Origin of the sequence: Dietzia lutea, assembly GCF_003096075.1 — a bacterium.
Classification (GTDB): domain Bacteria; phylum Actinomycetota; class Actinomycetes; order Mycobacteriales; family Mycobacteriaceae; genus Dietzia; species Dietzia lutea.
The window spans coordinates 971,555-997,803 of the sequence record NZ_CP015449.1 but is presented as its reverse complement, the minus strand read 5'-3'; the positions used below and the strand labels follow the sequence as shown (position 1 = coordinate 997,803).

General features: G+C 71.7%; 23 protein-coding genes and 1 tRNA gene. 8 read left to right on the top strand and 16 right to left on the bottom strand.

The window, feature by feature from the left end:
- Both A6035_RS04475 and glmS read right to left on the bottom strand, forming a co-directional pair.
- Window positions 1-1,554 (bottom strand): bifunctional ADP-dependent NAD(P)H-hydrate dehydratase/NAD(P)H-hydrate epimerase, encoded by a 1,554-nt coding sequence (locus tag A6035_RS04475; protein WP_108846788.1) that lies wholly within the window; start codon window positions 1,552-1,554, stop codon window positions 1-3.
- Between the two features lie 22 nt (window positions 1,555-1,576).
- On the bottom strand, window positions 1,577-3,433 hold the full coding sequence (gene glmS / locus A6035_RS04470; protein ID WP_108846787.1) for a glutamine--fructose-6-phosphate transaminase (isomerizing): 1,857 nt from the start codon (window positions 3,431-3,433) through the stop codon (window positions 1,577-1,579).
- Between the two features lie 73 nt (window positions 3,434-3,506).
- Between glmS and A6035_RS04465 the strand changes: the two genes are divergently transcribed.
- Window positions 3,507-4,379 (top strand): dienelactone hydrolase family protein, encoded by an 873-nt coding sequence (locus A6035_RS04465; protein WP_235026657.1) that lies wholly within the window; start codon window positions 3,507-3,509, stop codon window positions 4,377-4,379.
- Window positions 4,380-4,454: 75 nt separating this feature from the next.
- Here the strand turns inward: A6035_RS04465 and glmM are convergent, their stop codons facing one another.
- The 3 genes from glmM to rplM all read right to left on the bottom strand — a co-directional run bounded on the left by glmM (window position 4,455) and on the right by rplM (window position 6,950).
- On the bottom strand, window positions 4,455-5,813 hold the full coding sequence (gene glmM, locus A6035_RS04460; protein WP_108846785.1) for a phosphoglucosamine mutase: 1,359 nt from the start codon (window positions 5,811-5,813) through the stop codon (window positions 4,455-4,457).
- 154 nt (window positions 5,814-5,967) lie between these two features.
- The gene (gene rpsI / locus A6035_RS04455; protein WP_108846784.1) at window positions 5,968-6,510 is read right to left on the bottom strand and encodes a 30S ribosomal protein S9; all 543 of its coding nucleotides are present in this window, start codon (window positions 6,508-6,510) and stop codon (window positions 5,968-5,970) included.
- Window positions 6,507-6,950, bottom strand: a complete 444-nt coding sequence (gene rplM, locus A6035_RS04450; RefSeq protein ID WP_007627425.1) for a 50S ribosomal protein L13 — start codon at window positions 6,948-6,950, stop codon at window positions 6,507-6,509. Before rplM ends, rpsI begins: the two co-directional genes overlap by 4 nt.
- A gap of 213 nt (window positions 6,951-7,163) precedes the next feature.
- Here rplM and A6035_RS04445 point away from each other — a divergent pair.
- Window positions 7,164-7,239 (top strand) — tRNA-Arg (locus A6035_RS04445).
- Window positions 7,240-7,276: 37 nt separating this feature from the next.
- On the opposite strand, the gene A6035_RS04440 is transcribed toward A6035_RS04445, so the two are convergent.
- The 5 genes from A6035_RS04440 to A6035_RS04420 form a co-directional block, all read right to left on the bottom strand.
- Window positions 7,277-7,846 carry a hypothetical protein gene (locus A6035_RS04440; RefSeq protein WP_108846783.1) on the bottom strand — a complete coding sequence of 190 codons (570 nt, stop codon included), beginning with the start codon at window positions 7,844-7,846 and terminating at the stop codon, window positions 7,277-7,279.
- Between the two features lie 111 nt (window positions 7,847-7,957).
- Complete coding sequence (locus A6035_RS04435) at window positions 7,958-9,577, bottom strand: solute symporter family protein (RefSeq protein WP_108846782.1); 1,620 nt, start codon at window positions 9,575-9,577, stop codon at window positions 7,958-7,960.
- Window positions 9,577-9,867 carry a DUF485 domain-containing protein gene (locus tag A6035_RS04430; protein WP_200836458.1) on the bottom strand — a complete coding sequence of 97 codons (291 nt, stop codon included), beginning with the start codon at window positions 9,865-9,867 and terminating at the stop codon, window positions 9,577-9,579. The genes A6035_RS04435 and A6035_RS04430 overlap by 1 nt, the downstream gene beginning before the upstream one ends.
- 258 nt (window positions 9,868-10,125) lie before the next feature.
- Window positions 10,126-11,769: a substrate-binding domain-containing protein gene (locus tag A6035_RS04425; protein ID WP_108846780.1), complete on the bottom strand. Its 1,644-nt coding sequence runs from the start codon at window positions 11,767-11,769 to the stop codon at window positions 10,126-10,128.
- Between the two features lie 160 nt (window positions 11,770-11,929).
- Window positions 11,930-12,676 carry an enoyl-CoA hydratase gene (locus tag A6035_RS04420; protein WP_108846779.1) on the bottom strand — a complete coding sequence of 249 codons (747 nt, stop codon included), beginning with the start codon at window positions 12,674-12,676 and terminating at the stop codon, window positions 11,930-11,932.
- A gap of 94 nt (window positions 12,677-12,770) precedes the next feature.
- Here A6035_RS04420 and A6035_RS04415 point away from each other — a divergent pair, with 94 nt between their 5' ends.
- Together A6035_RS04415 and A6035_RS04410 are read left to right on the top strand one after the other, a co-directional pair.
- Window positions 12,771-14,297 carry a carboxyl transferase domain-containing protein gene (locus tag A6035_RS04415; protein WP_108846778.1) on the top strand — a complete coding sequence of 509 codons (1,527 nt, stop codon included), beginning with the start codon at window positions 12,771-12,773 and terminating at the stop codon, window positions 14,295-14,297.
- Window positions 14,298-14,360: 63 nt separating this feature from the next.
- Window positions 14,361-16,277: an AMP-binding protein gene (locus A6035_RS04410; RefSeq protein ID WP_108846777.1), complete on the top strand. Its 1,917-nt coding sequence runs from the start codon at window positions 14,361-14,363 to the stop codon at window positions 16,275-16,277.
- A 576-nt stretch (window positions 16,278-16,853) separates the two neighbouring features.
- Here A6035_RS04410 and A6035_RS04405 read toward each other — a convergent pair.
- The 3 genes from A6035_RS04405 to pdxH all read right to left on the bottom strand — a co-directional run bounded on the left by A6035_RS04405 (window position 16,854) and on the right by pdxH (window position 19,373).
- A complete protein-coding gene (locus A6035_RS04405; protein ID WP_063974144.1) occupies window positions 16,854-17,210 on the bottom strand; it encodes an FKBP-type peptidyl-prolyl cis-trans isomerase in 357 nt (118 codons plus the stop codon).
- Between the two features lie 29 nt (window positions 17,211-17,239).
- Entirely contained in the window at window positions 17,240-18,529 is a 1,290-nt protein-coding gene (locus A6035_RS04400) for a citrate synthase (protein WP_108846776.1), read from the bottom strand.
- Between the two features lie 178 nt (window positions 18,530-18,707).
- Window positions 18,708-19,373, bottom strand: coding sequence for a pyridoxamine 5'-phosphate oxidase (gene pdxH / locus A6035_RS04395; RefSeq protein WP_108846775.1), 666 nt, complete (start codon window positions 19,371-19,373; stop codon window positions 18,708-18,710).
- 89 nt (window positions 19,374-19,462) lie between these two features.
- On the opposite strand from pdxH, the gene serC reads away from it, so the two are divergent.
- From serC to A6035_RS04380, 3 genes are all read left to right on the top strand, one after another.
- Window positions 19,463-20,587 (top strand): phosphoserine transaminase, encoded by a 1,125-nt coding sequence (serC, locus tag A6035_RS04390; RefSeq protein WP_108846774.1) that lies wholly within the window; start codon window positions 19,463-19,465, stop codon window positions 20,585-20,587.
- Between the two features lie 175 nt (window positions 20,588-20,762).
- Window positions 20,763-21,683 (top strand): septation protein SepH, encoded by a 921-nt coding sequence (gene sepH / locus A6035_RS04385; RefSeq protein ID WP_108846773.1) that lies wholly within the window; start codon window positions 20,763-20,765, stop codon window positions 21,681-21,683.
- A gap of 9 nt (window positions 21,684-21,692) precedes the next feature.
- Window positions 21,693-22,622, top strand: a complete 930-nt coding sequence (locus A6035_RS04380; protein ID WP_108846772.1) for a DUF6928 family protein — start codon at window positions 21,693-21,695, stop codon at window positions 22,620-22,622.
- A 30-nt stretch (window positions 22,623-22,652) separates the two neighbouring features.
- On the opposite strand, the gene A6035_RS04375 is transcribed toward A6035_RS04380, so the two are convergent.
- Entirely contained in the window at window positions 22,653-23,489 is an 837-nt protein-coding gene (locus A6035_RS04375; protein ID WP_108846771.1) for a TrmH family RNA methyltransferase, read from the bottom strand.
- 27 nt (window positions 23,490-23,516) lie between these two features.
- Complete coding sequence (locus A6035_RS04370; RefSeq protein ID WP_108846770.1) at window positions 23,517-24,986, bottom strand: NCS2 family permease; 1,470 nt, start codon at window positions 24,984-24,986, stop codon at window positions 23,517-23,519.
- Between the two features lie 75 nt (window positions 24,987-25,061).
- Between A6035_RS04370 and A6035_RS04365 the strand changes: the two genes are divergently transcribed.
- Complete coding sequence (locus A6035_RS04365) at window positions 25,062-25,331, top strand: DUF2530 domain-containing protein (RefSeq protein WP_108846769.1); 270 nt, start codon at window positions 25,062-25,064, stop codon at window positions 25,329-25,331.
- A gap of 7 nt (window positions 25,332-25,338) precedes the next feature.
- Here the strand turns inward: A6035_RS04365 and A6035_RS04360 are convergent, their stop codons facing one another.
- A complete protein-coding gene (locus A6035_RS04360; RefSeq protein WP_108846768.1) occupies window positions 25,339-26,235 on the bottom strand; it encodes a DUF3027 domain-containing protein in 897 nt (298 codons plus the stop codon).
- Window positions 26,236-26,249: the final 14 nt, after the last annotated feature.

The window sequence follows — 26,249 nt, the reverse complement described above, 5'->3', positions numbered from 1 at the left end:
TCAATTCTGCCAAAAAGCGCCGTGGGGCAGCGATTCCCGCCCCCGCAGCGCCGAGATCGTCCCCGGGATCGCGGCCAGCAGGTCGGAGGCACCGATCGGCGCGCCCGGGCCCCTGTGAGCACCGCCCGCGCCCACGGTGTGTCGGTGCGCCGCCCGGCGTGCGGCCTCACCGTGCACCGTGGCCGCCTCGACCGCCGGCCACGCCGGAGATCCGGACACCGCCCTGCCGCTCGCCAGCAACGCGCCCACGATCCCGGACAGCACATCGCCCGAACCGGCCGTGGCGGCCCACGAGGAACCGGAGTCCACCGCGAACGTCGTCTCGCCGTCGTCGACCAGGGTGACGCGCCCCTTGAGCAGCACCGTCGCCTCGATCCCACGGTCCCGCAGGCCCGCGACGTACCGGCGCAGCGCGCCGGGGCGGTCGCCGCGATCCCACCCGCCGGTGAGCCGGTCGAACTCGCCGGCGTGCGGGGTGAGCAGCACCGGCGCGGTGGCGCTCCGCAGCAGGACCGGGTGGGTGGCGACGCAGGTGAGGGCGTCCGCGTCGAGCACCGTCGGCCGCCCCTCCGCGAGGACCGCGTCGATGTCCGCCACCGCGTCCGGCCCCGTCCCGCCGCCGGGCCCCACGATCCACGCCTGGGCGCGACCGGCGTCGGCGACCGTCGGGTGGCACACCACCTCGGGGCGGGCGGCCAGCACCGCGTCCGCCCCCGATCCCACGTACCGCACCATCCCGGACGTGGCCGCCACCGCCGCCGACACGCACAGCACCGCCGCGCCCGGGTACCGCTCGGACCCGGCGCGCACCGCGACCACGCCCTGCGTGTACTTGTCGTCGTCCAGCCCCGGCACCGGCCAGTGGCGCCCCACCTCGGCGGGGTCCGGGCACTGCACGGCGTCCGGACCGGCCGACGGTTCGGTCAGGCCGATATCCACCAGCTCGACGCGGCCACACTCCGGCGAGGCGAGCAGGTGCGCACGGCGCAGCAGGCCGAAGGTGACGGTGAGCGTCGCCCGCACGTGCGGCTCGTGGACGGTGCCCGTATCGGCGTCGACTCCGCTGGGCAGGTCCACCGCCACCCACGGCACACCGGCCGCGGCCAGGCTCCCGACGATCCGCGCCGCCGGGTCGCGCAGCGGTCCCCTCCCGTTCAGACCGACCACGCCGTCGACGGCCACGTCGGGGACGGGTACGTGGGAGCCCACGGACTCCACGCCCCGGACCCGCCCGCCGGCGCGGCGCAGGGCGGCGAGACCGCGTTCGTGCGCCCGGTCCGGGCTCGACAGAACGGCCTCCACGCGGCATCCGCGGCCCCGCAGGATCGCGCCCGCGTACAGGGCGTCCCCGCCGTTGTCCCCGCTGCCCACCAGCAGCAGCACGGAGCGGCCGTAGACTCCGCCGGTGCGCTCGCGCAGCAGCGCCGCTGTGTGGTGGGCGACGCCCGCGGCGGCGCGCCGCATCACCGCGTCGGGGTCCCCGGCCGCGGCGGCCGCCTCGATGAGCGGACGTTCCGCGGCGCGGATGACCTCGACGGGATGGGCGCGCCTCATGATCTGCCTACCGCGGGGCGGGTCACTCCACCGTGACGGACTTGGCGAGATTGCGGGGCTTGTCCACGTCGTACCCGCGCGCGGCGGCGACCTCGGCGGCGAACGCCTGGTACGGGATGGTGGCCAGCAGCGGCTGGAGAAGAGTGGTCGAGGCCGGGATCGGGATGAAGTAGTCCGACAGGGGCCGGGCCACCTCGTCGCCTTCCTCGGCGATCACGATGGTCCGCGCGCCGCGGGCCCGGATCTCCTGGATGTTACTCACCAGCTTGGAGTGGAGCACCCCGCGACCCTCGACCGGCGGCATCACGATGAAGACCGGCATGCCCTCCTCGATGAGGGCGATCGGGCCGTGCTTGAGCTCGCCTGCCGGGAAGCCCTCGGCGTGCATGTACGCCAGCTCCTTGAGCTTGAGCGCGCCCTCCAGTGCCGTGGGGTACCCCACGTGGCGGCCGAGGAACAGCACCGACTTGGAGCCGGCGAGCTCGCGGGCGATCCCCCGCACCGGGTCCAGGGAGTCGACGACCTTCTGGATGTCCTCGGGCATGCGCTCGAGCTGGCGGAACTCGGCCGCCACCTCGTCCGGGTACTTGGTGCCGCGTGCCTGCGCGAGCGCGAGACCGACCAGGTAGTTGGCCGTGATCTGCGCGAGGTACGCCTTGGTGGAGGCGACACCGATCTCCGGACCGGCGTGCGTGTACAGGACGGCGTCCGCCTCGCGCGGGATCTGCGAACCGTTGGTGTTGCACACCGCCAGAACGCGCGCCTTCTGGGTCTTGGCGTGGCGGACCGCCTCGAGGGTGTCCGCGGTCTCGCCGGACTGGGAGATGGCCACCACGAGCGTGGAGCGGTCCAGGACCGGGTCGCGGTAGCGGAACTCCGAGGCGATCTCGACCTCGCATGGGAGCCGGGTCCAGTGCTCGATCGCGTACTTGGCGACCATGCCCGAGTGGTAGGCACTGCCGCAGGCCACGATGAACACCTTGTCGATGTCACGAAGGTCCTGGTCGCTCATCCGCTGCTCGTCCAGCACGATGCGACCGTCCTGGAAGTGACCGAGCAGGGTGTCGGCGACCGCCCCGGGCTGCTCGGCGATCTCCTTGAGCATGAAGTAGTCGTAGCCGCCCTTCTCGGCGGCGGCCAGGTCCCAGTCGATGTAGAAGGGACGGCCCTCGGAGGGCTCGCCGGCGAAATCGGTGATCTCGTACGAGTCCGCGCGCAGGACCACGACGTTGTCCTGTCCCAGCTCGATGGCGTCGCGGGTGTGCTCGATGAACGCCGCGACGTCGGAGCCCAGGAACATCTCACCCTCGCCGACGCCAAGCACGAGCGGGGTCGAGCGCCGCGCGGCCACCAGGACGTCCGGGTGGGCGGCGTGGCTGAACACCAGTGTGAAGGCGCCTTCGAGGCGACGGAGCACCGTGCGGCACGCGGCGACGAAGTCCCCGCCGCTGCCACCCGACTCCATCTCGCGGCGCAGGAGGTGGGCCGCGACCTCCGAGTCGGTGTCCGACTCGAGCTCGACGCCCGCGGCCTCGAGCTCGGCGCGGAGCGGCGCGAAGTTCTCGATGATCCCGTTGTGCACGATCGCGACATCGCCGGAGACGTGAGGGTGCGCGTTGCGGTCACTCGGGCGCCCGTGCGTCGCCCACCGGGTGTGACCGATGCCGGTCGACCCCGGGAAGCCGCCCTCACCCGCGGCCGCGAGCGCGGCCTCGAGGTTGGCGAGCTTGCCCTCCTTCTTCTCCACCCGGGAGGCCCCCGAGCCGTCGAGGACGGCGACGCCCGCCGAGTCGTAGCCGCGGTACTCCATCCGCCGCAGGGCCTCGACGACGACAGGGAGGGCGGGGCGATGCCCGACATAACCGACGATTCCGCACATGGGCGCTAAGTGTAGCCAGGAGGTCCGACAGCCCAGGCACCCTTCGCGCCCCCGAGGCGATACTGTGGCCATCGTGGCCAAGAAGACCAAGGAACTGCACGCCAGGGTGGGTCGACGCGGACCCCACGCCGTCGACAGGGGTGACCTCGGATTCACCGGTACCCCCGGCGTCGTCTACGTCCCGCGCGACGCCCCGTCGCCCGCGCCCGTCGTGGGATGGGCCCACGACTGGACCCGCGGGCCACATCACTACGTCGACACCCTCAAGCACCTCGCGTCGTGGGGCTTCGTCGTGGTGGCACCCGCCACCGATCTCGGCTTACGCCCGAACCACCAGCACTACGCGGACCACCTGTCCGCGGCGATCGAGGACACCCTCCAGGCGACCCTCGGTCGCGGGTCGGTCCGCGCGGATCCGCGTCGCATCGGCCTGGCCGGTCACGGCCTCGGCGCGGGCGTGTCCACGCTGCTGGCCTCCCAGCGCACCGACATCGACGCTGTCGCGATGGTCTTCCCCACCGAGACGGTCCCCTCGGCCGCGGAGCGGGCCATGACCATCGACTCCCCCGCGCTGCTTCTGTCCGCCGCCGGCGGCGTCCACGCCGAGGACGCGCGGGCACTACACCTCGCGTGGCGGGCCGACCTCGTGCACCGGCGACTGGACAAGGCGATCGAGGGCGGGTTGGTCGAGCGCAACGCGCTGATCGAGCGGATCGGCCTGGCCGACCCGGACCGCCGCACGCATCGGACCGTCCGGCCGCAGCTCGCCGGCTACCTGCTGGCCACCCTCGCCGGTGACGACACCTATGCCGCGTTCGCTGATCCCGAGGCCGGGTTCAAGGACGCGGTCCCCGTGACGGACGAGATGCTCGAGGAGCCGGGAGACGACCCGCTGGCCACGACACCGCCGTTGCTCAAGCTGTTCAAGTCCTTCACCGGCGGCTGAGCGGACCGCCCGGCGGCCGGTCCGCAGAACCGGCGGCCGGGCGACACGAGCCCGACCGCCGGGAGGAGGCACGAGTCAGACGGCGACGACGACGCCCGCGAGCCGCTCGGCGACCTCGCGGGCCAACTCCGCGTCCTCTGCCTCGACCATCACGCGGACCAGGTGCTCGGTCCCCGAGGGGCGGAGCAGGACGCGGCCGGTGGCGCCGAGCCGCAGTTCCTCGGCGGCGACCGCGTCGCCGACCGCCGGGGACGCCACGACCGCGGCCTTGTCCTCCACCGGCACATTGATGAGGATCTGGGGCAGCACCGTCATCACGGAGGCCAGCTCGGCCAGCGACCTGCCCGTCTCGGCCATCCGCGCCATGATGCGCAGCCCGGTGAGGACACCGTCCCCGGTGGTCGCGTGCGCGGGAAGGACGAGGTGACCGGACTGCTCGCCGCCGAGGCTGTATCCACCCTCGCGGAGGCGCTCGAGGACGTACCGGTCGCCGACCTTGGTCTCCGTGACCTCGATGCCGGCCTCCCGCATCGCCACCTTGAGACCGAGGTTGCTCATGAAGGTGGCGACGAGGGCGTCGCCCGCGAGCTCGCCGGCGTCCCGCATGGCCAGGGCCAGGATCGCCATGATCTGGTCACCGTCGACGACCTCGCCGGTGGAGTCCACCGCGAGGCAGCGGTCGGCGTCCCCGTCGTGGGCGAGCCCGAGGTCCGCGCCGTGCTCGCGGACCGCGGCACGTACGTCGTCGAGGTGGGTGGAACCGCAGTTGTCGTTGATGTTGTAGCCGTCGGGACTGGAGTGGATCTCGATCACCGTCGCGCCCGCCTCGCGGTAGGCGCGCGGTGCGGCGACGCTGGCGGCGCCGTTTGCGCAGTCGACGACGACGCGGAGTCCGTCCAACCGGGCCGGCGTGGCGCTGAGCAGATGGCCGACATAGCTGTCCAGGGCGTCCTCGGGGGTCGCACGGGAGATCCGGCCGATCGCCGACCCGGTCGGCCCGGTGATGGCGCCTTCGGTGAGGGCGGCCTCGATCCGGTCCTCGACCTCGTCACCGAGTTTGTGACCGCCCGCGGCGAAGAACTTGATGCCGTTGTCCGGCATGGCGTTGTGCGAGGCGGAGATGACGGCGCCGAGCGCGGCGTCGTGCCGGCCCGTCAGATGGGCCACGGCCGGGGTCGGCACCTCACCCACCAGCAGGACGTCGACGCCCTGACTGGCCAGCCCCGCCGCGAGGGCGGCCTCCAGCATCTCCCCCGAGACGCGCGGGTCGCGACCCACGACCGCGAGTGGGCGCGCGCCCGCGTCGTCGGGCGCGAGACCGGTCTCGGTGGCGAGGACCGCGGCGGCCGCCGCACCGAGCCGGACCGCCAGGTCGACGGTGAGGGTCCGGTTGGCGAGCCCACGGACCCCATCGGTGCCGAACAGTCGCGTCATGTCGTGTAGTCCTCCGGGGTCGTGTGGTCGCCGCCGCGGGGCGGATCGGGAATGACCGGGTCAGGATAACCCCGCGCGGTCGCGCACCCGACAAACGGACCAGAGCAGGCCCCCGCGTCGCGGGAACCTGCTCTGGTGTCGTGATCCGGGTGGATCAGCGCTTCGAGTACTGCGGGGCCTTACGGGCCTTCTTGAGGCCGGCCTTCTTGCGCTCGACCGCGCGGGCGTCACGCGTGAGGAAGCCCGCCTTCTTGAGCGCCGGGCGATCGTCCGGCGAGTACTGGGTCAGCGCGCGGGCGATGGCCAGACGCAGCGCGCCGGCCTGACCCGAGGGGCCGCCACCGTGGAGCAGCGCCACGATGTCGAACTGCTCCTCGCGCTCGACCAGCACCAGAGGCGACTTGACGAGCTGCTGGTGCACCTTGTTCGGAAAGTAGTCCTCGAGCGACCGGCCGTTGAGGGTGAACTGGCCGGAGCCCGGCAGCAGGCGGACGCGGGCGACGGCCTCCTTGCGGCGGCCGACGGCCTGTGCCGAGCCGGAGGAGACGACGGGCGCGAACTGGGCGTCGGCGTCGGCGACGTAGTCGGTGCCACCGGCGTAGTCGGCCTCGCTGTAGTCCTCGGCGACCTCGGCGGCGAGATCCGCCACCACGTCGTCGGCGACCTCGGCCTCGGGGGTGATGTTCTCGTCGGTCACTGGGCCACCTGCTTGATCTCGAAGGGCACGGGCTGCTGGGCGGCGTGCGGGTGATCGGGACCCGCGTACACCTTGAGCTTGGAGGCGACGGCACGACCGAGCTTGTTGCTCGGCAGCATGCCCTTGACGGCCTTCTCGACGACGCGGTCGGGGCGCGTGTCCATGGCCTTGCCCAGGGTCTGCGACTTCAGCCCACCGGGGAAACCGGAGTGGCGGTGCTGCACCACGCGGTCACGCTTGTTGGACGAGATCGCGACCTTGTCGGCGTTGATGATGATGACGAAGTCGCCGGTGTCGGCGTTCGGGGCGAACTGCGGCTTGTGCTTGCCACGGAGGATGTTGGCGACCTGGACGGCGAGTCGGCCGAGCACCACGTCGGTGGCGTCGATGACATACCAGGCGCGCGTCACGTCCCCGGGCTTGGGGGTGTACGTGGACACAGGCAATACCTCTGTCTGTCTAGTGGGCTGCCGGCCGGCGGGCGCCCTCCCCCTCGTACGGCGGCCGGTGGTGACCCGTTCGAGGCGGTCCACCGTCTCCGTCGAAGGAGACGACATGGACGCCGACGGTCAACAGTACCGTCCGATGGGCACCCACTCCAAGTCGCCGCTCACGACGGAGCGAGCCATCGGTTAGACTCTCCCCCGGTTCCCGCCCTCGTAGCTCAGTGGATAGAGCACGGCTCTCCTAAAGCCGGTGTCGGAGGTTCGATTCCTCTCGGGGGCACCACTGGTGGCCCGGGCGGCGTCGCGTCCCGGGCGGGGCGTCAGCGCCTGAGCGTGGCCGAGAAGGCGCTCGTCAGCGCGAGGATCGGCAGCCCGATGAACAGATGCACGATCGCTGCCGCGAGTCCGTCGAGGAACGGCACGGTCACCAGCAGCGGCAACGCCACGGCCGCCACGATGAGCAGCCCAACCGTCCAGGAGTAGAACTGCTGGGGGTTGGCGGTGCCGATCAGCAGCAGGTACCAGAGCAACCCGGCGAGGACCGCCGCGACGGCGCCGTAGACGGCGTACATCGTCGGGGTGTTCCCGCCGTTGGCCCACTGGTGGCCGAAGCGGGAGAACACCGCGTCCACCACCCACGCGATCAGCCACCCCGCGATGGCCGCGACCAGGGCGGTGGCGGCCACGCTGCCAAGGAATTTCCCCACGTCGATCGCGGGCCCGCGGCGGGGCTGGCGGGGTTCCACGTAGCCGTCGTCGTAACCGCCCTCGGCACCGTAGCCGTCGTCGTAGGCGGGGTCGTACGCCCGATCGCCGCTCATCCGCGAGTAGGCACGCGAGTCGGGCTGCTGACCCATGCGTCGGGTGTGGTCGTCCTGTCCGGGATACATCTCTACCGCCTCCGAATCGGTGTGGTGCCCACCGAGGGTAGTCCCTCGGCGGGCACGACGAGGCCCGCCCGACCGTCCGGCGACGGTCGGGCGGGCCGATGAGCGTTCGGGTCAGTGCGAGATGGTCTTCTCCACACCGACACCGGTGAGCGAGCGGACCTCCATCTCCACGCGCTTCTCCGGGAACTCGTCCTTCTTGCCGATGAACGTCCCGATGATGCCCAGCAGGAACGCCAGGGGGATCGACACGATGCCGGGGTTGGAGAGCGGGAACAGGGAGAAATCGACGCTGGAGATCATCGACTTCTCGCTGCCGGAGACCGCCGGCGAGAGCGCGATGAGCACCAGAGTGCTGATCAGGCCGCCGTACATGGAGAACAGCGCACCGGTGGTGTTGAACCGCTTCCAGAACAGCGAGTAGAGGATCGTCGGAAGGTTCGCCGAGGCCGCGATCGCGAAGGCGAGCGCCACGAGGAAGGCGATGTTCTGCCCCATGGCGCCGATGCCCATGACGATCGACACGATGCCGATCACCACGACCGTGATCCGGGAGACCCGCAGCTGCGACTGTTCGGTGGCCTGCCCGTGCTTGATCACGCCGTTGTAGATGTCGTGCGCGAACGACGCCGAGGCGGTGATGGCGAGTCCGGCCACCACGGCGAGGATGGTCGCGAACGCGACCGCCGAGATGATGCCGAGGAAGATCTCACCGCCCAGGGCGAACGCGAGCAGCGGCGCCGCCGAGTTCACGCCGCCGGGCGCGTTCTCGATGACCTCGGGTCCGACCATCGCCGCGGCACCGAAGCCGAGGACGAGGGTGAACAGGTAGAAGCCGCCGATGAGCACGATGGCCCAGGTCACCGACCGACGGGCCTCCTTCGCCGTGGGCACGGTGTAGAAGCGCATGAGCACGTGCGGCAGGCCCGCGGTGCCGAAGACCAGGGCGATCGACAGCGAGACGAAGTCGAGCTTGCTGGTCTCGGTGGCGCCGTACTGCAGACCCGGCTGCAGAAGATCCTTGCCCGAGTTGGCCACTGCCTCACCGAGGAGCGCCGAGAAGTTGCCCCGCGCGGCGACCAGGACGAGGAGGCACATGATCAGCACGCCGCCGACGAGCAGGACGGCCTTGACCATCTGGACGTAGGTGGTGCCCTTCATGCCTCCGACGAGGACGTAGACGATCATCAGGATGCCGACGACGGCCACGACGATCGACTGCCCTGTGGAGTCGTCGATATTCAGGAGGAGGGCGACGAGACCGCCGGCGCCGGCCATCTGGGCGATCAGATAGAACAGACACACCGCGAGGGTGGCCAGCGCGGCCGCCATACGGACGGGCCGCTGGTTGAGCCGGAAGCTGAGCACGTCGGCCATCGTGAACCGGCCCGTGTTGCGCATCAGCTCGGCCACGAGCATCAACGCCACGAGCCAGGCGACGAGGAAGCCGATCGAGTACAGGAAGCCGTCGTAGCCGTTGATCGCGATGGCGCCCGCGATGCCGAGGAAGGACGCCGCCGAGAGGTAGTCGCCGGCGATCGCGAAACCGTTCTGCGGGCCGGTGAAGCTCGAGCCGCCCGTGTAGAAGTCCTTGGTCGATTTGGTCGACTTCGACGCCCTCAGCACGAGGGTCATCGTGACGACGATGAAGACGGCGAACACCGCCATGTTGAGGAGGGTGCTGCCGACCTGCTCACCCGGCGCGAGTTCGTTGATGTTGATCAGCCAGTCCATCAGGCCACCCCACCTTCCAGTTCGAGGCGGATGGACTCCGCGCGCGGATCGATCTCACGGTTGGCGAAGCGGATGTAGAGGAAGGTGATGAGGAAGGTCGTCACGAACTGCCCCAGCCCGATGACCAGACCCCAGGTGATGTTCCCGAACACCTTGGTCGCCATGAAGTCCGTCGCGTAGACGGCCAGGATCACGTAGAGGAAGTACCAGACGAGGAAGGCGATCGTCATGGGGAACACGAACGCCCTGAACTTGCTGCGCAACTCCTGGAAGGCGGGGCTGGCCTGCATCGCCGTGAATTCCGCCGCTTCCGGGGTTCGTCGCGATGCTCCCCCCGCCGGCGGATCGGTTGGTTGGGACACGGAGGTCCTCCGTTTCGGGTTCTCGTCAGCACACCCCTGTAGTGATGCGCTTCACAGATACTGACGGGGGAAGTGTGACACGTGACACAGTCGATTGCGGACAGACTCTCGGCAAGCTCTTATGACAAGCCGAAACCGGAGGTGACGCCACCCCCGTCGGAGGGTGCCCTCTACCTCAGTGCGGGGCTACGGCCGGGCGGAGGCGCCGCGGCGCCCCACCGCCTCCGCGAACACCCGGACGACTTCCTCCGGGGTGCGGGCGACGTGACTGCTGCCGCCGGTGGCATGCGCGATCTGTGCGAGGGTGCCCGAACCGGTCTCGTCCAGAAGGCTCACCGTCACCACGATCACGGGGCGGGACGGATCCACCATCTCGTCGAGCCGGGCGAAGAACTCGTCCGCTCCGATGTCCGAGGTGGCGTCGTCCGCGCCATCGGAGATGACGATGATCGAGTTGACCATGTTCGGGTCGTACCCCGAGCGCACCATGGCGTAGGCGTCGAGCACGGAACGATAGAGGTCGGTGCCGCCGCCCACCATCCCGGGCAGAGAGGCCAGCGCGCCACCCAGTGCGGCGCGGTGCGTGCCTCCGGGAGCCGCCGCGTCGAGGCGCTGCAGAGCGGCGACCTCCGCGTACGGGAGCCCGTCGCTCCCGGCGGCACCGCCGAACGCCCACAGCCCGAGCTCCGCGTCGTCGGGGAACTGGCCGAGCCCGGCGCCCGCCGTCTCTACGAGCGCCTGGATGCGGGTGCGGTCCGTGCCGGGCACCCCGAATCCCATCGAACCCGAGGTGTCCACCAGGACCAGGGACCGGCCCGGCATCGCCAGGAGCCGCCAGTGCCGCAGAGCGCTGTGGGCCCGGTTCGCGTCGCGGACGACGAGCGCCTCGGTCTCGCCCGCCCCCTGACCCCCGGTGAGAGGCGCCCGGAAGGCGGTCCGGAAACCGTCCCGGGAGCGCCCGTCCACGACGGCGATCGCCGCGGTGGCGTCGCGGAGCGCCTCCGCCGCTCCGGCCACCTCGGCCCGGCGCGTCGGGTCCTGGGTGGTCACGGCCACCGGATAGGTCAGGAAGACCGCCCCGGTGGCGGGCGCGTACACCTCCAGCCCCGAGTCCGGCGCCGCCCGCTGCGCGAGCACCGCGTCCCGCTCGGTGACGATCGCCGCGCCGCCGCCGGCGATCACCCTGTCGAGCATCTCCCGGGAGGTTGGCGGGACCTCCATGCGACTCATCTGCCCCTGGGCCAGCATCGCCATCGAGGCCCCCAGCGCCTCCGGAGCCGACCGCAGCATCTCGACCTCCGAGGTCGCGGCGAGAATCGGCGCGTCCACGACCCCGGACCGGACAGGATCGCCCATCATCAGCCCCGGCGTGCCGAGCGCCGTGATCCACGTCGACATGTCCACCCCGGCGTCACGGGAAGCGATGACCACAGGGGTCGACGCGAGGGAGTTGAGGACCGTCTCGAACGGGATCTGCACGTCCTGGGACATCTGGGCGAGACGCACGGCGGAGTCCGGCACCCAGATGTCCGGCAACGCCTCCCGCGACACGGTGCGTGCGGACATGTCCGCGGAGGAAACCGGTTCCACGTCGAAGGCATGACAGCCGTCTGCGTGCTCCGCCAGAACCCGGACGTGCTCGACGATGTCGGGCTCGACTGCCACGCTGATCCGCGGATCCGCCCCGCAGAAGCCGGCGACACCGGCCCTCGACAGCCCGGAGACCACCAGGCCCACCAGGAGCACGGCGGCGACGATCGCCGCACCCACGAGGACGACCCGCCGGGCCGCCGGATTACCGTCCCGCGGCGATGCACTGTGCCTGGCCATCGGTGACGCTCCCCCTGGTCATGCGATACCCGGGGCCGTGCCAGACTCCCACGTCACGCGGATCCGGGTCGGGCGCGGAGAATCGTACCCGGGCCGGGCGGCCCGCGGTGCCCGCACGTGGGGCGCCACGGCGACCGTGCGTCACCTGCGGTAGGGCGGTTCAGCGCCCGCGGAAAACGGGGGGCCGCTTCTCGGCGCGGGCCGCCCGCGCCTCGGCCATGTCCTCGCTGCTCCACGCGCGCAACTGGAGTTCGGTGTGCTCCTCCCGCGGGAGCAGCCGGGCGTCGTCGTCGTTGATCACGGTCTTGATGTGCCGGAGACTCAGCGGCGCGAACCGGGCGAGCTCGGCAGCCAGCTCCATGGCCGCCTCGACGTCGCCGATCTCGTTGGCCAAGCCGATCCGGGCCGCCTCCTCCGCACCGACGGGGCGGGCGGTCATGAGCACCGACCGGGCGTGGCCGCCGCCCACCACGTTGGCCAACCGCTTGATGGTCCAGTTGTCCAGGGCCAGCCCCACCTTCACGACGGGCACGGTGAAGACGGCACCGGGCGCCACCACACGCAGATCCGCCGCCAGTGCGAGCTGTACGCCCGCACCGACCGCGGGGCCGTTGACGGCGGCGATGACGGGGACCGGCACCGACTCGACGGCGCGGAGCATCCCGGCGTGTGCGTCGTAGAAATCCGAGTTGTACACCCCGCCGGACAGATCGGCGCCCGCGCAGAAGGCGGTTCCCGCTCCGGTGATGACGATCGCGCGGACGGGCTCCTCGGCGTCGGCCTCCGCGCCGGCGGCCTCGACGGCCTCGCGCAGGGCGGTGCACACCTCGGCGTCGAGCGCGTTGCGGGTCTCGTGACGGTCGATGGTGACGACGACGACTGCGCCGTCCCTGCGGCTGACGATCATGGCGGCGGAGGGCTCCTCTGCGTGACGGGGGTACGACAGTGCACCCTCGCCCTCACGATACCCGCTGGTAGGTGCCCCACCGTACGATGCGGTCATGGCGCGCACCGGAGCTCTGCAGATCCTCGACATGGTCCTCGACGACGGCTCCTTCCGGTCCTGGGACGACGCCCCGGTCCGCCCGCCGCAGGTGGACACGGCGCCCGGGTACGAGGCGGCGCTCCAGCGGGCGACCGAGAAGTCGGGGGTGGACGAGTCCGTCATCACCGGCGAGGGCACCCTGCTGGGCCGCCGGGTCGTGATCATCGCGTGCGAGTTCGACTTCCTCGCCGGGTCGATCGGGATCGCCGCCGCCGAGCGGATCGTCTCGGCGATCGAGCGGGCGACCGCCGAAGGGCTCCCGATCCTCGCCTCCCCCACCTCGGGCGGTACGCGAATGCAGGAGGGGACGATCGCGTTCCTCCAGATGGTCAAGATCTCCGCCGCCGTGGCCGGGCACAAGAGCGCGGGGCTGCCCTACCTCGTCTACCTGCGGCACCCGACGACCGGCGGCGTGTTCGCGTCGTGGGGGTCGCTCGGTCACGTGTCGGTGGCCGAACCCGGCGCGCTCATCGGCTTCCTCGGGCCCCGCGTCTACGAGGCGCTCTACGACGCACCCTTCCCGGACGGTGTCCAGGTCTCCGAAAACCTCGCGCGACGCGGGATGATCGACGGTGTGCTCCCGCCCGAGGGGCTTCGTGACCTCACCGCCCGCGCCCTGCGGGTGCTGTGCCAGGACCCGCCGTCGGACGACGAGCCGGCGCCGCCCCACGGGCCGGTCCCGGAGCCGGAGTCCGACGACGGCCTTCGCCCGGATGCCTGGGACGCCATCACCCGGTCGCGGCGCCCGGACCGCCCCGGCGCGCGTGCCTTCCTCGACCGCGTGTCGCCCGACCGGGTGCCACTGTCCGGCACCGGTCAGGGTGAGGACAGCGGATCGCTCCTGTTGTCGCTGGTCCGGTTCCGGGGCCAGTCCGCCGTCGTGCTCGCACAGGACCGGGACGCGGAGAACGAGAAGAGCCCGCTCGGCCCGTCCGCGTTGCGGTCGGCACGCCGCGGTATGCGCATCGCCGCGGAGATGGGGGTGCCCCTGGTGCTGCTCATCGACACCCGCGGCGCCGCTCTGTCGCGGGAGGCGGAGGAGGGCGGACTGGCGGGTGAGATCGCCAGGAGTCTGGCTGATCTCGTCACGCTGCCGACCCCGACCGTCTCCGTGATCCTGGGGCAGGGCACCGGCGGCGCCGCCCTCGCCCTGCTCCCCGCCGACAGGGTCCTGTGCGCGCGTCACGGATGGCTCGCCCCCCTGCCGCCGGAGGGCGCCAGCGCGATTCTCCACCACGAGACCACCCGGGCCCCGGAGGTCGCGCGGTCGCAGGGCATCACCTCTGCCGACCTGCTGGACGCCGGGATCGTGGACGTCGTCGTCCCCGAGCGTCCCGACGCCGCGGACGAGCCGGAGGAGTTCTGCGACCGGATGGCCGGCGCGGTCGCGTCCGCACTGCTGGAGGTCCGCCGGCGTCCCCCTGAGCGGAGGTACGCCGAGCGGATGATGCGGTATCGCGAACTGGGCCTCGCGTTAGAGTGAAACCTGTCACAACCCGTCGGCACGGTCGGCGGGCCCGATCCCGTACGTGAGGGGAAATACCCGATGTCGGACTCGACGACCTCGACCTACGACGCCACCCACCGGCTCTCGATCAGCGATCCCGATGCCTTCTGGTTGGACGTCGCCGGGGACATCGACTGGACCACGGCCCCCACGACGGCGGTCGACGGATCCCGTCCACCCTTCTACCGGTGGTTCCCCGACGGGGAGCTGAACACGTCGTACAACTGCGTCGACCGGCACGTCGCCGCCGGGCGGGGCGAGCAGGCCGCGTTCATCTACGACTCGGCGGTCACCGGGATCAAGGAAACCATCACCTACGCCCAGTTGCTGAAGCAGGTCGAGGAGTTCGCGGGCGCGCTCGCCGTGGAGGGCGTGGGTCGCGGCGACCGGGTCGTCATCTACATGCCGATGGTACCCCGTGCCGCCGTGGCGATGCTCGCGTGCGCCCGGCTCGGTGCCGTCCACTCCGTCGTCTTCGGCGGTTTCGCCGCACCCGAGCTGGCGATCCGGATCGACGACGCCCGCCCCAAGGTGATCGTCACGTCCCAGGGCGGCATCGAGCCGACGCGCAAGGTGCCCTACTTCCCCATGGTCGCCAAAGCGCTCGAGCTCACCCGTCACACCCCCGGGGCCGTGATCGTGGCCCCGCGTCACGACCAGTTCCCCGACATGGCGTTCCCTGACACCCCGGGGACCACCTGGAGCTACTGGGATGAGGCCGTCGCCGACTCCGAGCCGGCGGCGCCGGTCCCGGTGAAGGCCACCGATCCGCTGTACATCCTCTACACCTCCGGAACGACCGGCCTGCCCAAGGGCGTAGTCCGCGACAACGGCGGGCACGCCGTCGCGCTCGCGTGGTCGATGTGGAACGTCTACGGCATCCGTCCGGGCGACGTGTGGTGGACCGCCTCGGACGTCGGCTGGGTGGTCGGCCACTCATACATCGTCTACGCGCCTCTACTGGTCGGCGCGACTTCGGTGATCTATGAGGGCAAGCCCGTCGGCACCCCGGACGCCGGCGCGTTCTGGCGCGTGGCCTCCGAGCACCGCGCGGTCGCACTGTTCACGGCTCCGACCGCCGTCCGGGCGATCCGCAAGGAAGATCCCGAGGGCCTCGAGATCGGTAAGTACGATCTGTCGGCCATGCGCACCCTGTACTGCGCTGGCGAACGTCTCGATCCGGACACCTACCAGTGGGCGACCGACAATCTCGGCAAGCCCGTGGTGGACAACTGGTGGCAGACCGAGACGGGCTGGCCGATCGCCTCCAACCTCCGTGGTCTGGAGCCGATGCCGATCAAGCCAGGCTCCCCCACCGTTGCGGTCCCCGGTTACGACCTGCACGTGCTCGACGCGGACGGTACGCCCCTGCCGCCGGGCGAGGAGGGGAACCTGGCCATCAAGTTGCCCATGGCCCCGGGGACGCTGGCGGGTCTGTGGGAGGACGACGAGAGGTTCGTCTCCTCGTACATGTCGGTCTTCGAGGGCTACTACTCTACCGGTGACGGCGGGTACATCGACGAGGACGGCTACGTCTTCGTGATGGGTCGGACCGACGACGTCATCAACGTCGCCGGCCACCGGCTGTCCACAGGGTCGATGGAAGCCGTCATCGCCCGGCACCCCGCCGTGGCGGAGGTCGCGGTGATCGGCGTGAAGGACCATCTCAAGGGCCAGCGCCCCGTCGGCTACGTGGTGCTCAAGTCGGGCCAGGTCCGCGACCCCGACGAGCTGCGGTCGGAGCTGGTGGCGATGGTGCGTGACGAGATCGGGGCGGTGGCCACCTTCCGCGACTGCACGGTCGTGCAGGGTCTGCCCAAGACCCGCTCGGGCAAGATCCTCCGCAAGACGATGCGGCAGATCGCCGACGGGCAGCAGGATGTGGCGGTGCCGTCGACGATCGAGGACCCAGCCGTCCTCGAGGCCCTCGCGCCTTTCCTGCGGCAGCAGGGGTAGGGCTCGAGCCTGCGGCAGCAGGGGTAGGGCTCGAGCCTGCGGCAGCAGGGGTAGGGCTCGAGCCTGCGGCAGCAGGGGTAGGGCTCGAGCCTGCAACGCCGGGGGCGGGCCACTCGCGGCCGTGCCCGGGGTCCGTGCGGCCCGGCCGGGGAACCCACGCGGTTCGCACAACACTCGCATCCGCTCCCGCGCCTGGCGTCCCGCTCCCGCCCATGGCGTCTCGCTCGCGCGCCTGGCGTCTCGCTTCCGGCTACCCGCTCCCGCCGATGGCGTCTCGCTCCCGCGGATGGCGCCGGGCACCGCAGCCGCCCCTCGCCATGGCGTCTCGCCTGCCCCGCGGTGCGCGCCAGACGCCATGCCGAGGGGCGGCTGTGGTCGTCGGGCACGCGCGGGACTGCGGCAGGGCCGCCAGGCGCTGGCCGGGCGTGTGTGGGCGCGCGGGGCTGCGGCAGGACCGGGCCAGCGGGCGCTGGCCGGGCGGTGGGCGCGTCGCGGGTTCCGGCCCGACAGTCGACGGCGCCCCGCCCTCCCGCGGAAGGAGGACGGGGCGCCGCTGTCGGTTTCGGGACCGCCCGATCAGGCGTCGAGCAGGTCGATGACGAAGACCAGGGTCTTACCGCCGAGCGGGTGCAGGGCCGCGGAGGTGCCGTAGGCCTTGTCCGGCGGGATCACCAGCTGGCGGCGTCCGCCCACCTTCATCCCCGGGATACCCTCCTGCCAGCCCTGGATGAGGCCGTTCAGGGGGAAGGTGATGGACTCGCCGCGATCCCAGGAGGAGTCGAACTGCTCACCGGTCTCGTAGTCCACCCCCACGTAGTGCACGGTGACGTTACCGCCGGCGACCGCCTCGGCGCCGTCGCCCACCGTGATGTCCTCGGTGACGAGGTCGGTGGGCGCGGGGCCCGTCGGCATGTCGATCTCGGGCTTGTCCATGATGTTCTCCTGGGGGTGGGTTCCCGGGTTCAGCGCTGGCTGATCGGGGTGAAACTCCGCTCGGCCGGGCCGGTGTAGACCTGGCGCGGGCGGTTGATCTTGGTGGAGGGATCCTCGCGCATCTCGCGCCAGTGGGCGATCCACCCGGGCATGCGACCGAGCGCGAACAGCACGGTGAACATGTCCGTCGGGAAGCCCATCGCGCGGTAGATGAGGCCGGTGTAGAAGTCGACGTTCGGGTAGAGCTTGCGCTCGACGAAGTAGTCGTCGGCCAGCGCCGTCTCCTCGAGCTTGAGCGCGATCTCCAGCAGCGGGTCGTTGCTCTGCGACAGCAGCGCGTGCGCGTGCTGCTTGGCGATCTGGGCGCGCGGGTCGTAGCTCTTGTAGACGCGGTGGCCGAAGCCCATCAGCTTGACGCCGTCGACCTTGTTCTTGACCCGGTCCATGTAATCGGTGGCGTCGCCGCCCTCCGACTCGATCCGCTCGAGCATCTCGAGCACGGCCTGGTTGGCGCCACCGTGCAGCGGGCCGTACAGGGCGTTGATGCCGCCCGTGATCGAGGCGTAGAGCGGGGCCTCGGACGAGCCGACCATGCGGACGGTGGAGGTGGAGCAGTTCTGCTCGTGATCGGCGTGCAGGACCAGGAGCATGTCGAGGGCCTTGGCGACCTCGTCGGTGATCTCGTACTCCGGGCCGAACGTCATCCGCAGGAGGTTGCGGACGTAGCCGAGCGACGGATCCGGATCGATGGCGTTCTCGCCGTTGCGGATGCGCTGGATGGCCGCCGCGAGGGTCGGGCCGCGGCCGAGCAGACGCGCGGTGGCCAGGTCGACGGCCTTGGGGTCGTCGATGTCCAGGTCGTCACCGTGCGTGCCGAACAGGCTCACGCCGGCCGAGAGGACGGGCATGGGGTGCGTGTCACGGGGGAAGGCCTGCAGCAGCGGCATCATCTGGCCGGGCAGCGCCGTCTCGGCGAGGACCTTCTCGGTGAACTCGGCGAGCTGCGCCTCGGTGGGGTCCTCGCCGTAGATGAGGAGGTAGGAGACCTCGAGGAACGAGGCGTTCTCGGCGAGCTGGTCGATCGGGTAGCCGCGGTGACGCAGGATCCCCTCGGCGCCGTCGATGTAGGTGATCGAGGAGGTGCACGCGGACGTGTTGACGAAGCCGACGTCCAGGGTGGTCATCCCCGTCTCGGCCAACAGCGATCCGAGCTGTACGGCGTCACTACCGCAGCTCGCCTCCACCACGTCGAGTTCGAGCTCACCGCCGGGGTAGGACAGTGTTGCTTTGCGGTCCGAACCGTTCGAGCCTGCGGTCACGCGATTCCCTCTCCGACGACTGGTCCCGGCGGTCGAGTCCCGCCACGAATGTGCTGTGCCACACCCTACCGTGGCCGCCGTTCGTCGTTCGAAGGGAGTTCTCCCGTTCTCCCCCCGGCGACCCGGCGCGCCCCCGCCAGCCCCCGCGCGGCACCGGCACCCGGCACCCGGCCGGGCGTCAGGGCTGCAGCCGACGGGCCGTCCACCCGTCGCCGTCCCGGAGGCACTCGACGCGGTCGTGGAACCGGTCCGGCCCGCCCTGCCAGAACTCCACCCGGTCCGGGACCACCCGGTACCCGCCCCACCGGTCGGGCATGGGGATCTCGTCGACGCCGGCCAGGCGCTGCGCCGCGGTCGCGTACAGGGACTCGAGCTCGGCCACCGACTCCGCGGGCCGCGACTGCTCGGACGCCCAGGCGGCGACCTGCGACCCCCGCGGACGGGTGCGCCAGTACGCGAGGCTGTCCGCCCGGTCGATCGGATGGCAGGCGCCCTCGATGTGCACCTGACGCTCGGCGATCAACCAGGGGAAGGTCACCGACGCGTACCCGGACTGCGCCAACTGGACGCCCTTGCGCGACGTCGTCGTCGTGAAGAACGTCACCCCGCCCTCGTCGACGCCCTTACACAGGACGGTCCTGGTCGACGGCCGTCCCTCGGCACCGACGGTGCCGAGCACCATGGCGTTGGGCTCGCGGACGCCGCGCCGCCCCGCCTCGTCCAACCACTCGGTGAACAGGGGCAACCACCCGTCCTCCAGGTCGGCCACGTCCAGCCGGGCGTGCAGGCCGTACCCGACCCGCATGGTGTCGAAGTCGGTGGGTTCCAGGACCGGTTCCTCCATGACCCCAGACGGTACTCCGGGGCCGGGGCCCGGCCGGACTACCATGGAGCGCGACCCACCCGACGACACCGAAACGGCATCCCAAGCCCATGAGCGATCAGCTGCCCACCATCCCCGCCGACCTCAAGCCCGCCGACGGCCGCTTCGGCTGCGGTCCGTCCAAGGTCCGCCCCGAGCAGATCTCGGCCGTCGCCGACGTCGCCACCACGGTGATGGGCACCAGCCACCGCCAGGCCCCGGTCAAGGACGTCGTGGGTCGGGTGCGTGACGGCCTGGCCTCGCTGTTCTCCCTCCCGGAGGGCTACGAGGTCGTGCTGGGCAACGGCGGCACCACCGCGTTCTGGGACGCCGCCGCGTTCGGCCTGGTGCGGGAGAAGTCGCTGCACCTGACCTACGGCGAGTTCTCCTCCAAGTTCGCCAAGGTCACCGGCGGCGCGCCGTTCCTCGCCGACCCGATCGTCATCTCGGCCGACCCCGGCTCGGCGCCGGAGCCGACCTCCGACCCGTCCGTCGACCTCATCGGCTGGGCCCACAACGAGACCTCCACCGGCGTGATGGTGCCGGTGTCCCGCCCGGCGGGCTCGGAGAACGCGCTCGTCGCGATCGACGCCACCTCCGGCGCCGGCGGCCTGCCCGTCGACATCGCGGACGCCGACGTCTACTACTTCGCGCCGCAGAAGTCCTTCGCCTCCGACGGCGGCCTGTGGGTGTCGCTCATGAGCCCGGACGCCCTCGCGCGGGTCGACGAGATCGCGGCCACCGACCGCTGGTGCCCGGACTTCCTGTCGCTGCCCACCGCGGTGGACAACTCGCGCAAGAACCAGACGTACAACACCCCGGCCGTGGCGACGCTGCTGATGTTCGCCTCGCAGATCGAGTGGATGAACGACCAGGGCGGACTGGACTGGGCCGTGGCGCGGACCAAGGACTCGTCCTCGCGCCTGTACGACTGGGCCGAGGCCAGCGACTACGCCACCCCGTTCGTCGCCGAGCCCGCGCACCGCTCGCAGGTCGTGGGCACCATCGACCTGGCCGAGGAGATCGACGCCGCGAAGGTCGCCAAGACCCTGCGCGCCAACGGCATCGTCGACACCGAGCCGTACCGCAAGCTGGGCCGCAACCAGCTGCGCATCGGCATGTTCCCGGCGATCGAGCCGGAGGACGTCACGCAGCTGACCCGCTGCATCGACCACGTGGTCGGCCAGCTCTCCTGAGCCGCCCCCGGGCACTCCGGCCCCGTCCGGCCGGGCCCGCACTTTTCCGCAGCCCACCCGGCCCGTCCGCGCGCCGGGTGGGCTGCGCTGCCCTACCATGTGGGGACGCGCCCAGGCCCCGGGCAGCGGAGCAGCTCAGGCCGCCGACGGGGCCGCGAGGAGTCGAGGAGGCGGCATGCGGAAGCTGAGGATCATCGGTGTGGACACCGAGTCGTCGGTCGTCGAATGCGAGGTCCCGGACTCCGGTGAGAAGTTCACCCTGCCCCTCGACGACCGTTTCCGTGCCGCCGCGCGCGGTGAGTTCGTGGCCGGCGGATCGGACCGGGCGCCGGTGACCGGCACGCTGCGTCCCCGCGAGATCCAGGACCGGATCCGGCACGGGGCCTCCCCGGAGGAGGTCGCCGCCGACGCCGGGGTGCCGCTGTCCCGCATCGAGGGTTTCGCCGTGCCCGTGCTGCTCGAGCGGGCCAACGCCGCCGACCTGGCGCGGTCCGCGCACCCGGTGCTGCCGGACGGGCCGGCGCTCAACACGCTCGCCGACCGGGTGGGGGCCGCCCTGGACCGCCGCGGCGTGGATCCGGACCTGGTGACGTGGGACGCCTGGCGCGACCGGTCGGGCGGGTGGGTGGTCCGCACGTCGTGGCCGGCCGGGTTGTCCGACGACGCCGCCGCGACATGGTCGTTCGTCCCCGATTCGCACGGGGGTTCCGCGCGCGCCCTCGACGAGGAGGCCGAGCGCATCCTCGACCCGTCGCGCGCCACGGCGCTGCGGTCCGTGTCGAGCCCTCCCCCGCTGCCTCCGGGGCCGCCGCCGATCCGAGCGGTGCCGCCGCCCACGTCGGTGACGCCGCCCGCCGGCCCGACGCGCCCCGCCGCCGAGCCGCCGTCGGGCCCTGCCGAGCCCCCGACCGCCGCGCCGGTCGGCCGGGGTGACGGTGCCGCGGCCGGTGACGGTGGTGGCGCAGGGGGTGGCGACGACGACGAGGACTTCCTCCAGCCCACGCCGACCGAACCCGAGCGACGCCCCTCACGCCGTCATCCCACGATGCCGTCGTGGGAGGACGTCCTCCTCGGGGTCCGCGGTAAGGACGACTGAGTCAGGGACATGGGCCATCACGTCGCGACCTTCTGGTATCTGGCGACCGACGATCCCGCCGCCCCCATCAGGGCGGGGCATCCGTCGGATCCCGGCTTCGCCCGCCGCCTGCTGTCCCGGCTTTTCCCCACCGTGACCGTGGCGTCGCTGGGCGCGTTCCCGCTCAACCGGTCGGCGTCGGCCGGCCAGGGCGAGATCTACGTGGGCTCCTTCCCCGGCCTGACGGTGGTGCAGACCCCCGTCGGGGGCCCGGTCGTGCCGTCGGCCGCGGCGGACACGTGGCTCCGCCTGGTCGAGGCGCCCACCGTCCTGTTGTTCGCGCAGGATCCCGAGGACGGGGTCAGCGGGTTCGCCCGCTGGGAGTCGGGGCGGCTGATCCGGGCGTTCGCCGGCGCGGACGACCGGATCGTCGAGGACGAGGGGATGCCGCTGCCGTTCGAGCGGGCGTACTGGGCCGGCGAGTTCCCGCCCGAGGGGGCGGACGACAACCCTCTGGCGTTGCCGTTCTCGCCGTCGTCACTCCTCCACGCCGCGCACCGGGACTGGCTCGGTTTCGACCTCGAGCCGGGTGGCCTGGACGTGCCGGTCCACGGTTTCGCCACCGACGGCCGCCGCGAGGTCCGGCAGCACACCCCACCTGCGGGTCCCGCGCTGCACGTGGTGGGGATGCCGGGGCGCGCGGAGCTCCACGCCGCCTCGCGTCGCGCCTCGTCGCGCGCAGCGGAGGGCGGCGCCGACGGGACGGGCACCGACGGCGGTCGCGCGGCGGGCGCCTCGTCCCCGTACGAGGACGACGACTATGAACGCCTGCCCTCCGGCGCCGGCCCGCGTCGGACCGCGGGCGTCGACCGGATCCGTGGGCTCGCCGGGCTGGTCGGGGACGCGGTCCGCCGGGGCGCCGACGAGGTGTCCCGCCGCGCGCGCCGCCGCTCGCGGTAGGTGCCGAGCCGGGGATCGGTCGCGGCAGGGTCAGTCGCGCCGGGCCCGCTCGTAGAACGCGACCGCGGCGGCGGTGGCCACGTTGAGCGAGTCCGTGCCGTCGGTCATGGGGATGGCGGCGCGCACGTCGCAGGCGCGCATGGCGTGCTCGGTGAGGCCGGGGCCCTCGGCGCCCAGCACGAACGCGACCTTCTCGGCGGCGACGGCGCGGGACAGGGGTGTCTCGGCGGCCGGGGTCAGCGCGATGGTTCGGAAACCGCGCTCGCCGAGGTCGTCGAGGCTCCGCTGCCACGTGGTGGGCGTGCCGGGCAGGTGCGCGAACGGCAGCCGCAGCACGTGCCCCATCGACACGCGTACGACCCGCCGGTACAGGGGGTCCCCGGTGGCAGCGCCGAACAGGACCCCGTCCACGCCGAGCGCCGCGCAGTTGCGGAAGATCGCGCCGAGGTTCTCCGGGTCGTTGACGCCCTCGAGCACGACGAGGGTGCGGGCGCCGTCGACGACCTCGTCGACCGCCAGTGGCTCGGGCCGGTCGGCGGCGGCGAGGATGTCACGGCTCGAGCGGAAGCCGATCACCTCGCTGAGGACGTCCTTGGTGGTGCACAGGTAGACCGCGTCGCCGGCCCGCTCGTCGGCGTCCCACCCCTCGGCGGTGGCCTCGCGTCGCAGCTGCTGCAGGCGGGAGTCCGTGCCGAGCAGGACGTGGGGCCGGAAGCGGGACAGCAGCATGCGCCCCACCACGTAGGTGCCCTCGGCGATCACCAGTCCCCGACCGCCGGGCAGGTCGGGCCGGCGGTCGGAGTTGTTGAGGTCGCGGAGATCGTCCAGCCGGGGGTCGGCGGGATCGGAGACGTCGACGACGTGCACGGTTCGGTCGCTCCTCCCGCCGGCCGGTCAGGCCAGCGCGTCGGTGATGGGGCCGATCGCGAAGTAGAGGACGAACGCGGCCGCGACGATCCACAGGATCGGGTGCACGGTGCGGGCCTTGCCGGTCGCCGTCGCCATGACGACCCACGCGATGAAGCCGATGCCGATGCCGTTGGCGATCGAGTAGGTGAACGGCATCGCCACGATCGTGAGGAACGCGGGCAGGGCGATGGAGAAGTCGCTGAGGTCGATCTGCTTGATCTGGGCGATCATCAGCGCGCCCACGATCACGAGGGCGGGGGCGGCGGCCTCGACCGGGACCACCTCGTAGAGCGGGGTGAAGAACATCGCGAGCAGGAAGAGCGCGCCCGTGACGATGTTCGCCAGGCCGGTGCGCGCGCCCTCGGCGATGCCGGACGCCGACTCGAGGAAGACCGTGTTCGACGACGACGAGGTCAGGCCACCGGCGACGGCGCCGAATCCCTCGACCACGAGGGCGCTCTTCATGCCGGGCAGGTTGCCCTTGTCGTCCATCAGCTCGGCCTCCTTGCCGAGGCCGGTGAACGTGCCCATCGCGTCGAAGAAGTTGGCGAGCAGCAGCGTGAAGATGAACAGTCCCGCGGCCAGCGGGCCGATGCGGGTGAACGCGCCGATGAGGTCGACGTTGCCGATCAGCGAGAGGTTGGGGATGCCGCCGAGGGAGTCGGGGATGACCGGTACCGCGAGACTCCACCCGGTCGGGTTGGGCTCGCCGTCGACAACGGACGGACCGGCGTTCGCGAAGCCCTCGACGATGACCGCGAACACCGCGGTGATGACGATGCCGATGAACAGCCCGCCGCGGATCTTCCGGGCGACGAGCACGCCGCACAAAAGGAGGCCGACGACGAAGACGAAGGTCGGCCAGGACGCGATCGAGCCGCCGATTCCGAGGCCGACCGGGACGGTGGTGTTGGCGGCGTCCGGCAGGCGGCGCACGAACCCGGAGTCGACCACGCCGACCATGGCGATGAACAGGCCGATACCGACCGCGATCGCGGCCTTGAGGTCGGCGGGGACCGCGTTGAACACGGCGGTGCGGAACCCGGTGATCGCGAGGACCACGATGATGACGCCCTCGATGACGATGAGGCCCATGGCCTCGGCCCAGGTCACCTGCTGGGCGATCGTGACGGCGACGAGCGAGTTGATGCCGAGGCCGGTCGCGAACGCGAACGGGTACCGCGCGATGGCGCCGAACGCGATGGTCATCACGCCGGCCGTGAAGGCGGTGACGGCGGCGATCTCGACGATCGACAGCTGGTTGCCCTCGACGTCCACACCCGAGCCGAGGATCAGGGGGTTGAGGATGATGATGTAGGCCATCGCGAAGAAGCTGACGAGCCCGCCGCGGACCTCACGCGCGACGGTGGAGCCCCGCTCGCTGATCTTGAAGTAGCGGTCGACCGCCCCGATCCCGGCGGGGGACTGCGACGCGGCCCCGGTGCTCTGCGACATCTGGCGACCTTCCTGGCTATGGGTGGGGAACCGTCATAGAGTAACCGGCCAGGTACCTGCGGTAGCGTCGCGGGCATGACGGATGAGGCGACGGACACGCAGGTACCGCCGATCCCGACCTACTTGTTGGACCCGCGTCCCGTGGTGATCCTCGGGACGCTGGCGTGGACGCTGGCCCTGCTGGCACACATGCTCATGACGGACATCGACATGCGCACCGTGGTGCTGTGCGCGGTGGGGATCGGTGTCGGAGCGGTCGGCTCGATCGTCTACGCGCTGCAGCGCCGCGCGGTCCTGCGGGGCAGCGCGGGCGCCCAGCAGGGGCTGGACTTCGACCGCGGCTGAGCGGCGCTCAGGCCTCGTCCGCGGGCGCCGACCCCTCGGCCCCGGTCTCGGCCTCCCCGGCCGGGGTGTCCCCCGCTGAGCGGGCGCGGGCCGAGGCGGCGAGCTGCTGCGGCAGCACCACCACGTCGACGGCGGCGTCGTCGTACGCCTCGGGCACCGGCGGGGTCGTGTCCCTGGTCAGCTCGATCTCGCTGTGCGCACCACAGCCGTACTCGAGGTGCACGGTCTGACCGTCCGCGGAGTACTCGTTGGTGCAGATCCCGAACATCGTGCCGAGAGAGCCGGCGACGGGGACCAGGAACCCGCAGGTGCCGCAGTTGTGCTTCGCGCTGCGGGCGATCTCGGTGTCGGGCCCCCGCTCGGCGGCCCAGCGTTCGGCGGCGGCCGAGCGGCCCTGTCGGCTGAGGTGGCGCGGGCGTCCGAGCCCGATGGGACCGGCGGCCTCGTCGAGTGCCTCGTCGCCGCTGGAGGCGTACCCGGGGACGAGACGTTTGTCGTCCTCCGCGGGCGGCAGCAGATCGCCCGCGCCGAGGTCGCCGGGCCGGATCCGCTTCTCCCAGGGCACCCACTCGGGGGCGACCAGCGCCTCGTCCCCCGGTAGCAGCGCGATCTCGTCGACCGTCACCTCGCCGCCCGGGACGAGGGCGAGCACGCAGGCCCAGTACCACCCGCGGTACCCGGGAAGCTCCGAGGCGAAACGGTGCGTGGTGGTGTACGCGGCCTCGACGGTGGTGCCGAGATGCTCGCCCACACCGGTGGTGGCGAACTCCTCGGTCGCCGCCCGCGCCACGTCCACGGCGGAGGTCAGCCGCTCACGCAGCTCGGCGTCGAAGCCCGATTCCTCATCGGTGCCCGCGACGGTCGCCCCCTGATCCGTGCCTACCTCGGTGTTCACGTCCCCCATTATGCGCATCATCG

Bases quoted from the DNA above. Each gene is read 5' to 3' on its own strand.
- A6035_RS04475 (WP_108846788.1), bottom strand. From the start codon at position 1,554: ATGAGGCGCGCCCATCCCGTCGAGGTCATCCGCGCCGCGGAACGTCCG.
- glmS (WP_108846787.1), bottom strand. From the start codon at position 3,433: ATGTGCGGAATCGTCGGTTATGTCGGGCATCGCCCCGCCCTCCCTGTC.
- glmM (WP_108846785.1), bottom strand. From the start codon at position 5,813: ATGACGCGACTGTTCGGCACCGATGGGGTCCGTGGGCTCGCCAACCGG.
- A6035_RS04440 (WP_108846783.1), bottom strand. From the start codon at position 7,846: ATGTATCCCGGACAGGACGACCACACCCGACGCATGGGTCAGCAGCCC.
- A6035_RS04435 (WP_108846782.1), bottom strand. From the start codon at position 9,577: ATGGACTGGCTGATCAACATCAACGAACTCGCGCCGGGTGAGCAGGTC.
- A6035_RS04430 (WP_200836458.1), bottom strand. From the start codon at position 9,867: ATGCAGGCCAGCCCCGCCTTCCAGGAGTTGCGCAGCAAGTTCAGGGCG.
- A6035_RS04425 (WP_108846780.1), bottom strand. From the start codon at position 11,769: ATGGCCAGGCACAGTGCATCGCCGCGGGACGGTAATCCGGCGGCCCGG.
- A6035_RS04420 (WP_108846779.1), bottom strand. From the start codon at position 12,676: ATGATCGTCAGCCGCAGGGACGGCGCAGTCGTCGTCGTCACCATCGAC.
- A6035_RS04415 (WP_108846778.1), top strand. From the start codon at position 12,771: ATGGCGCGCACCGGAGCTCTGCAGATCCTCGACATGGTCCTCGACGAC.
- A6035_RS04410 (WP_108846777.1), top strand. From the start codon at position 14,361: ATGTCGGACTCGACGACCTCGACCTACGACGCCACCCACCGGCTCTCG.
- A6035_RS04405 (WP_063974144.1), bottom strand. From the start codon at position 17,210: ATGGACAAGCCCGAGATCGACATGCCGACGGGCCCCGCGCCCACCGAC.
- pdxH (WP_108846775.1), bottom strand. From the start codon at position 19,373: ATGGAGGAACCGGTCCTGGAACCCACCGACTTCGACACCATGCGGGTC.
- serC (WP_108846774.1), top strand. From the start codon at position 19,463: ATGAGCGATCAGCTGCCCACCATCCCCGCCGACCTCAAGCCCGCCGAC.
- sepH (WP_108846773.1), top strand. From the start codon at position 20,763: ATGCGGAAGCTGAGGATCATCGGTGTGGACACCGAGTCGTCGGTCGTC.
- A6035_RS04380 (WP_108846772.1), top strand. From the start codon at position 21,693: ATGGGCCATCACGTCGCGACCTTCTGGTATCTGGCGACCGACGATCCC.
- A6035_RS04370 (WP_108846770.1), bottom strand. From the start codon at position 24,986: ATGTCGCAGAGCACCGGGGCCGCGTCGCAGTCCCCCGCCGGGATCGGG.
- A6035_RS04365 (WP_108846769.1), top strand. From the start codon at position 25,062: ATGACGGATGAGGCGACGGACACGCAGGTACCGCCGATCCCGACCTAC.
- A6035_RS04360 (WP_108846768.1), bottom strand. From the start codon at position 26,235: ATGGGGGACGTGAACACCGAGGTAGGCACGGATCAGGGGGCGACCGTC.